General features: G+C 57.3%; 11 protein-coding genes and 1 pseudogene. 1 reads left to right on the top strand and 11 read right to left on the bottom strand.

The window, feature by feature from the left end:
* Positions 1–76 precede the first annotated feature (76 nt).
* Entirely contained in the window at positions 77–1,105 is a 1,029-nt protein-coding gene (gene pyrC, locus DB48_RS01225; protein WP_041508508.1) for a dihydroorotase, read from the top strand.
* A gap of 106 nt (positions 1,106–1,211) precedes the next feature.
* Here pyrC and DB48_RS01220 read toward each other — a convergent pair whose 3' ends face one another.
* From DB48_RS01220 to DB48_RS01170, 11 genes and pseudogenes are all read right to left on the bottom strand, one after another.
* Complete coding sequence (locus DB48_RS01220; RefSeq protein ID WP_041508507.1) at positions 1,212–2,585, bottom strand: sensor histidine kinase; 1,374 nt, start codon at positions 2,583–2,585, stop codon at positions 1,212–1,214.
* The gene (locus DB48_RS01215; protein WP_041508506.1) at positions 2,585–4,096 is read right to left on the bottom strand and encodes a sigma-54-dependent transcriptional regulator; all 1,512 of its coding nucleotides are present in this window, start codon (positions 4,094–4,096) and stop codon (positions 2,585–2,587) included. The genes DB48_RS01220 and DB48_RS01215 overlap by 1 nt, the downstream gene beginning before the upstream one ends.
* 120 nt (positions 4,097–4,216) lie before the next feature.
* Positions 4,217–5,413, bottom strand: coding sequence for an FtsX-like permease family protein (locus DB48_RS01210; RefSeq protein WP_041508505.1), 1,197 nt, complete (start codon positions 5,411–5,413; stop codon positions 4,217–4,219).
* A gap of 10 nt (positions 5,414–5,423) precedes the next feature.
* Positions 5,424–6,734, bottom strand: a complete 1,311-nt coding sequence (locus DB48_RS01205; protein WP_041508504.1) for an ABC transporter permease — start codon at positions 6,732–6,734, stop codon at positions 5,424–5,426.
* Between the two features lie 11 nt (positions 6,735–6,745).
* The gene (locus DB48_RS01200; RefSeq protein WP_041508503.1) at positions 6,746–7,468 is read right to left on the bottom strand and encodes an ABC transporter ATP-binding protein; all 723 of its coding nucleotides are present in this window, start codon (positions 7,466–7,468) and stop codon (positions 6,746–6,748) included.
* 62 nt (positions 7,469–7,530) lie between these two features.
* The gene (locus DB48_RS01195) at positions 7,531–7,767 is read right to left on the bottom strand and encodes a hypothetical protein (RefSeq protein WP_041508502.1); all 237 of its coding nucleotides are present in this window, start codon (positions 7,765–7,767) and stop codon (positions 7,531–7,533) included.
* Positions 7,768–7,778: 11 nt separating this feature from the next.
* Positions 7,779–9,040, bottom strand: a pseudogene (locus DB48_RS01190) (efflux RND transporter periplasmic adaptor subunit).
* Between the two features lie 320 nt (positions 9,041–9,360).
* On the bottom strand, positions 9,361–9,744 hold the full coding sequence (locus tag DB48_RS01185; protein WP_041508501.1) for an MAPEG family protein: 384 nt from the start codon (positions 9,742–9,744) through the stop codon (positions 9,361–9,363).
* Positions 9,745–9,772: 28 nt separating this feature from the next.
* Positions 9,773–10,597, bottom strand: coding sequence for a cobalamin-binding protein (locus DB48_RS01180; protein ID WP_041508500.1), 825 nt, complete (start codon positions 10,595–10,597; stop codon positions 9,773–9,775).
* A gap of 489 nt (positions 10,598–11,086) precedes the next feature.
* Positions 11,087–11,704 carry a cob(I)yrinic acid a,c-diamide adenosyltransferase gene (gene cobO / locus DB48_RS01175; protein WP_041508499.1) on the bottom strand — a complete coding sequence of 206 codons (618 nt, stop codon included), beginning with the start codon at positions 11,702–11,704 and terminating at the stop codon, positions 11,087–11,089.
* A 37-nt stretch (positions 11,705–11,741) separates the two neighbouring features.
* Positions 11,742–13,283 (bottom strand): cobyric acid synthase, encoded by a 1,542-nt coding sequence (locus DB48_RS01170; protein ID WP_041508498.1) that lies wholly within the window; start codon positions 13,281–13,283, stop codon positions 11,742–11,744.
* Positions 13,284–13,316 lie beyond the last annotated feature (33 nt).

The raw sequence follows: 13,316 nt of genomic DNA, 5'->3' as shown, positions 1-13,316 counted from the left end.
AAACCAAGATAGCCCTTTACAGGCCCTGGCCAGCCACATAAGATCCAGCCAGTCCACGCAAAAGAAAGAGTCCTCGATGACCAAATTAACCATTACCCGACCCGATGACTGGCATGTTCACCTGCGCGATGGTGACGTGCTAACCGATACCGTAAGAGACACTGGCCGCTATATGGGCCGTGCCATCATCATGCCTAACCTGGTGCCACCGGCCACCAATGTCGACTCGGCACTGGCCTACTATGAGCGCATCAAGGCGGTCTGCACCACCAACTTCGAGCCATTGATGGTGCTCTATCTGACCGACAACACCACACCCGATGACATCCGCGCCGCCAAGGCTTCGGGTAAGGTGGTTGCCGCCAAGCTCTATCCTGCGGGTGCCACCACCAACTCTGACTCGGGTGTAACCGATGTGAAAAACATCTACCCTGTGCTGGAAGCGATGCAGGAAGTCGGCATGCTCTTCCTGGTACACGGCGAAGTCACGGATTCGAGCATCGACATCTTCGATCGTGAAGCCACCTTCATCGAAAACACCCTCAAGCAGGTGGTCGCCGACTTCCCGTCGCTAAAGATAGTGCTGGAACATATCACCACCAAGGACGCGGTAGATTTCGTCATGAATGCGCCGGACAATGTGGCCGCTACCATCACGGCCCATCACCTGCTGTATAACCGTAACCATATGCTGGCCGGTGGTATTCGTCCTCACTTCTACTGTCTGCCTATCCTCAAGCGCAACACCCACCAGCAGGCCCTGCTGGCGGCTGCGGCCAGTGGCAGCAAGAAGTTCTTCCTGGGCACAGATTCGGCGCCACACGCCAAGGATCGCAAAGAGGCCGCCTGTGGCTGCGCCGGCTCCTACACGGCTCATGCCGCCATCGAGCTCTACGCCGAGGCCTTCGAGTCGGTGGGCGCCCTGGACAAGCTGGAAGCCTTTGCCAGCTTCAACGGCCCTGACTTCTACGGCCTGCCGCGCAACGCAGACACCATCACTCTGGTCAAGCGCAGCTGGGAGGTGCCCGCCACCTATCCGCTGGGTGACACGGGCGTAGTGCCGATCCGCGCCGGCGAAACCATTGAGTGGCAGGTAGAAGACTAACCCGCTCGACTAACCCACTCGACTAAACAGCTCTAGATAAAAAGAAAAACACCGCCAATCGGCGGTGTTTTTTATTGCTTAACGATTTTTTCTGTCAGCAAAAGCCTTAGGCGCTTGCCTGCTCCATCGGCTGGGCGGCATCATCAGGCAGCCAGATGCGCACCGTCAGCCCCTTGAGTTCACGGTTATGCAGGCTGATACGGCCATCGTGGGCCTCGATGATCTCCCTGCACAGAGGCAGGCCAAGACCCGTTCCCGATTGCTTAGTGGAATAGAATGGCAATAGCGCCTGGGTCAGCACCTCGGGGGACATGCCGCTGCCGCCATCACAGATCTCGATACTCACCCCGTCACTGCCATCACTCAGGCGCTGGGCCCTGACGCTGAGGCTGATCGCCTCTGCCGGCGATCCCGACTCATGGGCGTTCTTAAGCAGATTAAGCAGCACCTGCTCCAGCTGAATCAGGTCGAAATAGCCACAGCCCTGGGGCAGCTCCCCCACCAAGCTGAAGCTGAAATGCTCCGCCAACTGGGCAACCAGCTTATGCCAATCCACCTCACTCTTCTTCGGCAGCGGCAGCTTGGCGAAGCGGGCATAGTTGAAGATAAACTGGCTCAAATGGCTGGTCCTATCCTCTATGGTATCGAAGATCAGCTTGAGTTTAGGATCATCCAGCGGCTCGGTCAGCTTGCGTCCTGAGTTCACCATGGAGGCGATGGGCGCCACCGAATTGTTGAGCTCGTGGCTGATGATGCGGATCACCTTCTTCCACACCGCCACCTCCTGACGGTTCAGCTCACGGGTCATCTGCTTGAGCAGGATCAGGTGATGATACTGGCCGTTGAGCAGGAAGCGGCCACGGGAGAGATGCCAGGTCTCATCTTCGCCGCCCTCCTCCACACTTGCCAGGGTAAACAGGCCGCCCTTGGGATTGTTGACCGCGCCGGCCAGCTCCTCGCTGACACCATCGAGCAGCTCATCTAGCATGCTGCCCTCTATCCTTGCCCCCTTGGCAAACAGGTGGCGGGCAGCGTCGTTGGCGTAGATGATCCGCTGACGGTCATCGAGCAACACCATCACATTGGGCGAGCTTTGAATCACCTTGTCCAGCAGCAACTCACGCTGATAGATATACTGGCGCTCGCGGCGCAGCACCGCAGCCGACTCGTTAAACAGGCTGGCCAGCGCCTTGAGCTGACTGTCGCCGCTCACAGGGATGTTGACGCTGAAATCATTGTCCTTGATGTTGAGTAGCCCCACCTCCAGCGCCTTAAGACTGGTGGATAGCCCGCGGGTCAGCCAGCGGCTTAATAGCCAGGCCAGCCCGCCAGACAATAGGAAGCAGGCCGCCAGCAGCTCAGGCGCGACCTTGTGGTACAGCTCGGGCGCCAGCCAATTGAGCAGCAGGACAAACAGGCCGATCGCCAGTTGGCTGGCAATCACATTGCCCCAAATGAGTTTAGTGCGCAGCGCAGGCATTATTTCTCTATCCCAAATTTTTCCATGCGGCGATAGAGCGCCTGACGACTCAGCCCCAGGGACTTGGCCACCCGGGCGATCACCCCGTTATGCTCCGCCAGGGCCAGCTCGATATCGGCCCCGGTGGGCTCGTAGGCTTGAGGCCTGTTAACTTCAGGCTGGGACTCGGTGGGAGTCGAGACTTGCGCCCCCCCGCCCTGTTGCAGAGGCTGCTGCTGAGCGGATTGCAGAGCCGATTGCTGAGCCGATTGCTGAGCATTAGCCTGCTGCGCAGTGACCGAACTCGGCGTGGACTCAGAGGCGGTGGCTGACGCGCCGCTCACAGGTTTTGAGCCGCTCACAGGCTTTAAACCAAAGTCGGCCATGGTCAGCGTCGGGCTGGCGGCCAGAATGACCGCCCGCTTACAGGCATTCTCCAGCTCGCGCACATTGCCGGGCCAGGGATAGCTCACCAGCGCCTCCTGGGTGGGTTTGCTCAGGCTAAAGTCCTGACCGATGAAGTGATTCACCAGGGGCAGAATATCGTCCTGGCGTTGATTCAGGGGCGGTAGCGCCAGCTCGATCACATTGAGACGGTAGAAGAGATCCTCACGAAAACGGCCGCTGGCGATATCCTCGGCCAAATCAGCGTTGGTGGCGCTGATCACCCGCACCTTAACCTTACGGGTCTGATGGCTGCCCAAGCGCTCGAACTCGCCGGTCTGCAACACCCGCAGCAGCTTCACCTGACCCGACAGCGGCAGGTTACCTATCTCGTCGAGAAACAGGGTGCCACCGTCGGCCGCCTCGAAGCGACCGATACGTGCCTTGTTGGCACCGGTAAAGGCGCCGGCCTCGGCGCCAAACAGCTCGGCCTCCAGCAGCTCCATGGGCAGGGCGCCAATATTCACCTTGATGAAGGGCTTATGCTTGAGGGGCGAGTTGGCGTGCAGTATGTCTGCCAGCTTGTCCTTACCGGCACCGTTTGGCCCAGTGATCAACACAGAGACATCGGACTTGGCGATCTGTAACGCCAGATCGATGCAGCGCTGCATGGCGCCACTACCGAAGACGATGCCGCAGAGATCGGCATCTTTGATCGCGGACATCCGCTGGTGCTCGGAGCGGGCCAGCTGAGAGTTTTGCCGCGACAGGGCGTGCAGGGAGATCAGGTTATTGACGCTGTTGAGCAGCTTATCATCGTCCCAGGGCTTGCCCATGTAATCGGCGGCGCCCTCTTTAACCAGCTCTACCGCCAGTTCCAACTGAGTCCAGGCGGTCAGGAGTATGATAGGCAATTGCGGCTGACTGGCGCGGATATCGTAGAACAGGCGCTTGCCCTCCTCGCCCGAGGTGGTGTCCTGAGTGAAGTTCATGTCCTGGATCACCAGGGCGATCTCCTGCTCCGCCACCAGGCGCAGCGCCTCTTCGGGAGAGAAACAACTTAGGGTCTTAAATCCATTGAGTTCGAGCATCAAAGACAATGCACTGCATACAGCCTGATTGTCGTCGACGATGAGAATCGTATCCATATATTCTTATTTTCACATAAAAACAACAAACTAACCGAAAGCGCTGCCGATGAAAAGGGCAAACGCTTTCGGTGTCTCTTGTTTAGCGCCCTGAGTTAGCGCCCTGAGTTAAAGACCAGGCTAGACGCTGCGGGTCGCCATGGCCGGCGAGATGTTGGCCGCCTTGCGCGCCGGCAATACCACGGCAATGGTGGTCACCAGCATCATACCCACTACCGTCACGACCGGATAGAAGAGGTTGAGCTGCGGCAGGTCATAGTACTTCATCAGCTGTTGTCCAAGCAGTACCGCCAGACAGGCACCTAACACCCCGCCCGAGATACAGATGAGGTAGTTCTCCACCAAGAAGAGGCGAAGGATATCCCCCTTGGTAGCGCCTAGCGCGCGGCGGGTACCTATCTGCTTGGTGCGACGCTGGATGTTGAACATCACCATACCTGTCAGCCCCAGACTCGTGATCAACAGCAGCAAGACCACCATCATGGAGAGCACGGTTATCATCAGCTCATGGTCACTGTAGGAGCGCTTCTTCACTTCGGCGACAGACTGGAAGTCGTCGATCACCCGGTTAGGATTCTCCTTCATCAGCGCCTTAACGATGGCATCCTGCAGCGCCTCATGTTGGCTGGCCGCGGCGCGCACCATATAGCTGTAACCGGCAAAGTCGACGTTGTGGATCACACTGTATTCCAGATCGTCGCTGTCGACCCAGGCCCCCTGAAACTTCTCCACCACGCCTATCACCTCAAGCTGCTCATCATCGACATAGAGCAACTTGCCGATGGCCGACTCACCCGGCCATACCGCCTCACCAAATGCCTTGGAGATGATCGCCAGCTTACCGGGATCGTTGACGCTCGTGTTGATCTCATCGGCGTAAAAGTTACGCCCCTCGATAAGCTTGAGCCCAAGCGTCTTAACCGTATGCTCTGTGCCCAGGTACATGGCAAACTGTGGCGTCGACTTGGCCGTCTCAGGATCAGGCCCCAGGTTGAGGGTGCTCGACCAACCACTGCCGCTCAGGGGCAACATGTTAGTGGAGGTGGCCGCCTGCACGTTTGGCAAAGCGCGCAGGATCTGCTGATCGATCTTATTCTGCTGTTCGCCATCTATGCTGGGGTCGAAGTTAAACACACTAAAGGTCAACACCTCCTCTTCGGCGATGCCAGAGTCACGCTGCATCATCTCAAGACGCTCATGGATGATGAAGCTGGCGTTGGCGACTATGGCCACCGACAAAACTATCTGTACCAGCAGCAATACCGGGCCACTCTTACTGCGGAGTAAACTGCTAAAAATTGGTTTAATATTAAGCATTTTCAATCCCTTATTGGCTCTTCAAATAGACGCTTGGTTTAGTGCGGCACACTACCCAGGCAGGATAGAGTCCGGCCAGCAGTGCGGTGCCTACTGCGATACTAGGGGTGATCAACCACATGCTCATGGAGAGATGGGTCAGTCCCTCGGCGACGCCGAAGCGTGCCGACAGGGCATAGAGGGCGCCCCAGGCCCATAAGAGTCCTACCAGGCCACCAAACAGGCCGATGACGCCCACTTCTACCATGTACTGAGAGAAGATCTGTGCCCGGCTGGCGCCGATGGCGCGTCTGACACCCACCTCCGGCGCACGCTTAAGAAACTTGGTCAGCATCAGGCCGAGGATATTCACCAGGCAGACGCTGAGGAACAGGGCGCTCAGTCCCACCAGAATCTTGTTATCTTCCGGTACCACATGGCTGCGCTCCAACCAGCCGTCAACATCTGACATGAGCATAGAGTCGACAGGTGACTTGTTATCGGTGAAACGACCCAGCTCCTTCTGCTGCTCGACATAGTTGGCCAAGTAGTTCTTATAGGCCGCGCGATCTTCGGCGCTCGGCAGATAGGTCCAAAACTCCAGCCACACCTTCTCCGAATTCAACCTGTCCTGATAGTTGTTCATCGGCTCATGTTTCCAACCTGAGGAGTTACCCCAGACGCTAAATTCCTCGGTTGCCGACAGCGAAAAGGGAATATAGATCTGCTCCGATTTGGCGAAGGCGCCACTGGTCGGATCGTAATACTTAGGCTGAGGATTCCAGTCGCCGATCACCCCCACCACCTGATAGGGCTTGCGGTTGAGGTAGATGGTCTTGCCGACGCTATTCTCGCCGCCAAACAACTTCTGGTTGAGCTTCTCGCCAATCACCGCCTGATAGGCAGGATCTAGGTCCACCGCCTTGTCCCAGCGATTACCATAGATGAAGGGCACCTCAAACATCTTGAAGAAATCGCCGTCGGTCACCCTGATGCCTTGCAGTCTGGGCAGTACCTCTGGGTTGTCTGTCTGCACCGCCATGCCGCTACGGAACATGGCCACCTGGGCCTTGGCCACATTGCCCTTACGCAGGTTCATTGCATCCTGGTAGGTGATCAGACGATGAAAGTCATCCCAGGTGTCCGGCCCCTGCGACCAGAGCTGAATGGCATTGAGCTGCTCCGAGCGCTCACCGGCAGGGTTATAGGCCATCATAGAGTAGACATTGAGCGTAGTGATGGTGATGCCTATCCCCACAGAGATGGCCAGCACCATGAGCAGTGACAGAATCGGCGTCTTGCGGATGCTGCGCCAGGCCAGATCGACATAGTATAGAAACATGCTCACTCTCCTTAGCTGGCCACTTTTTCGGCCGTATCGACCAGGTGCGACTGGCCGCCCTGGTACAGGGTGAAGTCACACACCTGACCGTCGACGATCTGAATATTGCGCTGGGCGCGGCGCGCCAGCTCGGGATCATGGGTCACCATGATGATGGTGGTGCCCGCCTTGTTGATCTCTTCTAAAAGCTCCATCACCTGACGAGCCATCAGGCTGTCCAAATTACCTGTTGGCTCGTCGGCGAGGAGAAATCTTGGTTCGCCAGCCAGGGCGCGGGCAATCGCCACACGCTGCTGCTGACCACCGGAAAGTTGTGATGGCAGATGCTTCATACGCGCGCCCAGGCCTACCTGCTCCAGCGCGGCCTTCACCCGGCGCTGACGCTCCTTGCCGCTGAAGCCGCGGTAGCGCAGTGGCACCTCGACATTCTCCGCCAGGTTAAGATCGGGGATAAGATTAAAGCCCTGAAAGATAAAGCCTATCTTCTCGTTGCGAATGGCAGCCGCCTTGTTGTCGCTCAGGTTGGAGATGTTGACATCGTCCAGATGATATTCGCCGTTGGTAAAGCCCTCTAGCAGGCCGGCAATGTTGAGAAAGGTGGTCTTTCCCGAACCAGACGGCCCGGTGACGGCGACAAACTCGCCTTCTTTCACCTCGAGATTGAAATCCCGTAACGCATGGGTTTCCACCAAATCCGTTTTAAACACCTTGTTGATATTTTTCATCGTTAACATGGGTTGTTTCCTTTGTTTCTTGTATCGCGTTATTCAGTTTGTTATTTCGCCTATACCTACAACTAAGACAATCGAGCCAATAACCATTGAGTTAAATCACCGCCAACTCTGGCGACGTCGGGAAGTTGGTTGCTATCGACGGCCTGCCCATGCATGCCTGTCGCTTCGATAATGTTGAGCCCAAGCAGAAACCAGTCTGAGGCATTCTGGGTATAGACCTGAGTCGCCACCAGCAGGAGTAATAGGGCCAGGCTTGCGACCACTCGCTGCGGATTAAGGCTCGTTATCAGGGACTTCATCGCTTCGCTCCTTAGCGTATCAATACTTGCGCGGCGTTCTTAAAGGCGTCGGTGGAGGAGATGATCCACTGCTCACCCACCTCGCCGCCCGAGACCACCTCTATGTGGCTCATGCTGCGGCACCCAGCTGGATCTCGGTGCGCTCGGCCAGATCGCCCTTGACCGCATAGACCAAAGTGCCGCCACCACTGTTGACGAAGGGGCCACGCTTAACCATGAGCACATCGGGGCGGTTTTCCAGCAGGACGCGGGCCGACAGGCGCTGGTTCTGGCGCAGGTGCAGCGAATCTTGCTGCGCGAAGCGCACTCGGGTGGTCACCTCACGGTTGCGCACCTCGGGAGAGATGGCCGACAGCTTGCCCATCACCAGTTGGCCGCCGAAGTTCAGCTCGACATCCATGCCCAGACCCAGCTCGTCGGCGTAGGACTCTGGCACCGCCAGTTCGGCCTCGAAGGCGCTCAGGTCCACAACGGTCAATATGGGCTGGCTCTGGCCGATGCGGGCCTTCTGCTCGGTCAGCCAGTTACCTATGATGCCGCCGACGGGCGCGGTGATATTCAGCGCCGCCACCTGACGTTCGAGCTCGGCAACCACCAGTGCCTGGCGATCCACCTCAGAGGCCTTGTTCTTCAACTCGAAGCTCAAGGTGTCTTTCATCAGCTCGGCTTCCTGCTGGGCGTGGGCAAAGAGCAGCTTGGCCTTGTGTAGCTCATCCTTGCTCTTCTCATAATCTATCTTGGAGATCAGGCTGGACTCGATCAGCTGGTCGCCACGACGGCTCTCACGATCCGCCGCCTCCAGATCCACCTTGGCCATGTCCAGGGTCTGTATCGCCTTGAGTTGGTCGCGGCGGGCATCGAGGCGGGCACGCTCAAGGCTGCTCTGCATCCCTTCCAGCAGCGCCTGTTGCTGCTTGAGGCTATTGGTCAGGCTGTGGCTCTCTATGGTTGCCACTACCTGGCCCTGCTCCACCTTGTCACCCGGGTTGGCGATTAGGGTAACCGTGCCCTTCTCGGGGGCGTATAGGATGGGGGCGTTGGCGGCGACTATCTTGCCGGTCGAGGCGATGTCACGTACTAGGGTGCCACGCTCAAGGGTGGCAAAACGCAGCTCACTACGGTCGATAGACTCGCTCACGCTGCTGCCGCTGACGCTGGCCCATACCAGACCAGAAACCAGGAGTACGCCTGCGCCGATAGTGACAGGCCATTTGATACGACGTCCCAGGCTGGGGGCAACTTGCTTATCTTGTGCGCTGGTATCTTTAATCATTGTTTATCCCTAACAGTGTCCGTTACTCGACCGAGTCGATTTCTGCCCATTAGGATTACAATTGCTGTGCCAACTTTTATATTTATTAATTATCAATAAGTTAATTAAGAGCGTCCGTTCATCGCTCGATGAAAGTGTCCGCGGACACCCGCAAAAGTGTCCGGTCATTTTCCCCGGGTGTCCGCAAATGAGTAAAAGCGGACAGATGGGGAGATGTGAAAGAGAACGAGGGCCTAAATAATGCCCTCTCACCACCTGTACAGGACGGTTTAGAGGGCTAATGCTAATAGAGGGCTGATAAGGGACTAGCCTATAGAGGCTTAAAACGCCCGGGCGAAGATGGCGAAGGCGGCGATAACGGCCACAAACCAGGAGAGGGAGCGCAGCGTGCTCTTGTCCAGCAGATAGAGAAGGTGGTAGGCGAATCTGGCCAGCACGTGCACCAGGGCCAACAGGCCGACTGTATCGTCCACCTTGTCCCGCGCTATCACGGTCAGCGCCGCCACGGCGAAGATAAGCAGGGACTCGAAGGCGTTCTGGTGGGCCGCCAAGGCCCGGGCACCAAAGCCAGTGAGTTGCGCCTGCTGGGTCCTGGGATAGGCGTTGTCATAGCCCCCCTGTTTGGCCATCGCCATGGCCACTGGCACCTTGGCTAAGTAGGGTAGCAACATGGCCAGGAGTAGGCAGGCCAGTAACATAGTCATCGACGTTCTCCTTATTTTATATCGAAAATTATCTCGCCCGATCCAGGGCTTGGCACAGAGATTCAACCCCTAAGATGGCCCTTGGCGTGGCGCGATGCAAGAGGTCGGCATCCAGTTGATAGATATTATGCTGCTTCACCGCCGGGATCTCCTGCCAGGCCGACCAGTCGATGCCACGCACATTGCCCTCATCCTGACTCTGCAGAATCACCTGAGGACGCTTGAGCAGCACCGCCTCCAGGCTCACCTGGGGATACTCGTTACCTGCATCGATAAACACATTCTCGCCATGACAGACCTCGATGATCTGCTCTATCCAGCTCCCCTTGGAAACCGTCATCAGAGGCACTGACCAGAGCTGGTAGAAGACGCTCACCGGCGCCTTGGCGCGGTACTCCTCTCTCAGCGTCTTAAGGCCAATCAGATACTGCTCGGCAACCCGCTGCGCCTCAACCTCCTTGCCGGTCAACTTACCCAGCGCCAGCAGATCCTCCGCCACTGCCTCCAACGTCTTAGGGTCGCTGTCATAGATGGGGTAACCCAGCTGACTCAGGCGCTCGATATCCTCACGCTTATTGCCGCCACCCCAGATGACGATAAGATCAGGGTCTAACTCGATCACTCGCTCTATCTGCACGCCATAGTAACCGCCGATACGCGGGATCGCCTTGGCCGCATCGGGAAAATCCGCGTGATCTGTAGTCGCAACCACCCTGTCACCCGCCCCTATGCTAAATAGCATCTCCACCCCATGGGGCGACAAGGCGATGATCCGCTTCGCAGGCGCCGCCATAAGCCCAGGCACACACAGCAACAAGGCCAACATTAGCCACAGCTTAACCCTTATCTTCATCGATTCCTTTTCCCTTTCCATATTAAGCTGACAGAACAATAACTTGTTCGCAATCAAACATTTCAACCCGCCATCCCAATCAATTTTTCACAGAGATCGCCGCGGTGGCTAAGCCGTCGATTTTCTACTGACATGAGCATATATAAGTATGTGATTGGCAGTAGAAATGAAGACAATAACGCCACCGTGGTGAGCTCGAAGAAAATCCACTCGCCCATTTCAATCTGTTTGCTTCTGTGGCCAAACCGTCAAGCTGGCTCAGCCCATGAGCATACACGAGTATGTGATTGGGTGAACCGGCGCAGACAATACCGCCACAGGAGCAAACAGGCAGAAATCCAAATTGCGTAATGAAGCCTATATCCTTCATTTCAATCTGTTTGCTTCTGTGGCTAAGCCGTCAAGCAGGCTCAGCCCATGAGCATACATGAGTATGTGATTGGGTGAACCGGCGCAGACAATACCGCCACAGGAGCAAACAGGCAGAAATCAGTAATCGAAGCCGAGCTGAGCTTTAACGCCGTCCTCAAATGCATGCTTAATCGGCTGCACCTCACTCACGGTATCCGCCAACTCCAGAATCGCCCTGTGACAGGCTCGCCCAGTGATGATCACATGCTGCATGGGCGGGCGATTTTTCAGCGCCGCCAGCACCCTTTCCAGTTCCAGGTAGTGATAACTCACCATGTAGGTCAGCTCGTCCAGCAGCACTATGTCTATGGTGTCGTCTTTAAGCAAAGTCTCGGCGGCCTCCCAGGCGCTCAGCGCCGCCAGGGTGTCGGCCTCTCTGTCCTGGGTCTCCCAGGTGAAGCCAGTAGCCATCACATGAAACTCGACGCCTACCTGCTCCAGCACGGCGCGCTCACCGCAGGGCCAGTTGCCCTTGATAAACTGCACCACGGCAGCCTTCTTTCCATGGCCCACGGCGCGAGTGATATTGCCAAAACCGGCGGTGGTCTTGCCCTTGCCATTGCCCGTCATTACCAGCAGCACGCCCTTCTCTGTCTGGGCCTGGGCGATCTTGGCATCAACCGCCTCTTTTACCTTCTGCTGGCGCGCCTTATGACGTTCGGCCTTGTCGTTTGCCGCCTGGTTATCCGCGCTCATCTTTACTCCTTTCATTACTCATTAGTCTCAAAACCCTTTAGTTACCACTCGCGAGGATCGCGCCCAGCCTGCTCATATCCAGATGCTCGACCAGGGTATCGGCCAGGCGATCCAGCTGTGCCTGTTTGATGGCCTGCGGGTCTATGGTGGACACTGCCGATAGCCCGGCCCACTCTAGCAGCAATGCACAGGCCTCGGGGCTGTCGAACAGACCATGCAAATAGCTGCCAAATATCTGCCCATCTTGCGACAAACAGCCCTCGGTGAAATGCTTACCCTCGTCACTCACTAGGGTGAGGGGCTTGGTCGCCTTAGATAACAGGCTGGAGCGACCACAATGGATCTCATAGCCAGTGACATCAGCCTTCCCGCCCGCCAGACTGAGGCCGCCGCTCACCTGGGCCAGCCGCTTATTGGGCGTCAGCTCTGTGACTATGGGCAGCAGACCGAGGCCGTCGCTGTCGCCCGCCTCGCCCTCGACCCCTTGCGGGTCTTCGATTGCCAGGCCCAGCATCTGATAACCGCCGCAGATGCCGATTAACTTGCCGCCATACCTGAGATGGCGCTTAATGGCGCGATCCCAGCCCTTATCCACCAGGGTTGCCAGGTCCTGACGCACGCTCTTGCTGCCGGGCAGGATGATGAGATCCGCTTCTATCGGCTGACCATCGAAGGCCTCATTGATGTTTTGATAGCGAAAGTCAACATCCGGATGCAACCTGAGGGGATCGAAATCCGTGTGATTACTGATGCGGGGCAAGACCAGCACCAAGACCCGAAAACGGCTATTCGCCTGGGTCACCTGGCGTGCATCCAGGGCATCTTCGGCGTCCAGATGCAGATCGTTAAGGTAGGGCAAGACGCCGAGCACAGGCTTGTCTATCTCGGCCTCCAGCCAATCCAGGCCAGATTGCAGCAGAGCGATATCGCCGCGAAAACGGTTGATCACCACGCCCTTGACCCTAGCCCGCTCAGATGCCGACAGCAGCGCCAGTGTGCCGACTATGTGGGCGAACACCCCGCCCTTGTCGATGTCGGCGATCAGTATCACCGGGCAGTCTACCGCCTCGGCAAAGCCCATGTTGGCGATATCCCCCTCGCGCAGGTTGATCTCCGCCGGACTGCCCGCCCCTTCCACCAGCACCAACTCATATTGCCGCTGCAGGCGCGATAGCGAATCGAGCACCGCCGCCATCGCCTTGGTGCGATAGCCCTGACTGTCCTTGCCGAAATAGGCCTGTCCATCCATGTGCGACAGTGCCTTGCCCTGCACTATCACCTGTGAGCTGGTATCCGAATTTGGCTTGAGCAGAATGGGATTAAAATCGGTATGGGGCGCCAGATAACAGGCCTCGGCCTGCAGCGCCTGGGCGCGGCCTATCTCGCCGCCATCTGAGGTGACCGCGCTGTTGAGCGCCATGTTTTGCGGCTTGAAGGGGGCGACCCTTCGTCCCTCGCGGGCAAAGTAGCGACACAGGCCCGCCACCAGGGTACTCTTACCCGCGTCCGAGGTGGTGCCCTGCACCATCAAGATACTCGCCTTGGCCTCACGCTGGGCGCTGGTATTATCGACTGACATTCGCTGTTTTATCCTATCTTGTTACCTGGTTGC

Source organism: Shewanella sp. cp20 (assembly GCF_000832025.1).
Classification (GTDB): Bacteria; Pseudomonadota; Gammaproteobacteria; order Enterobacterales; family Shewanellaceae; genus Shewanella.
The sequence above is the reverse complement of the archived record's forward strand: the minus strand, read 5'-3'. Positions and strand labels throughout refer to the sequence as shown.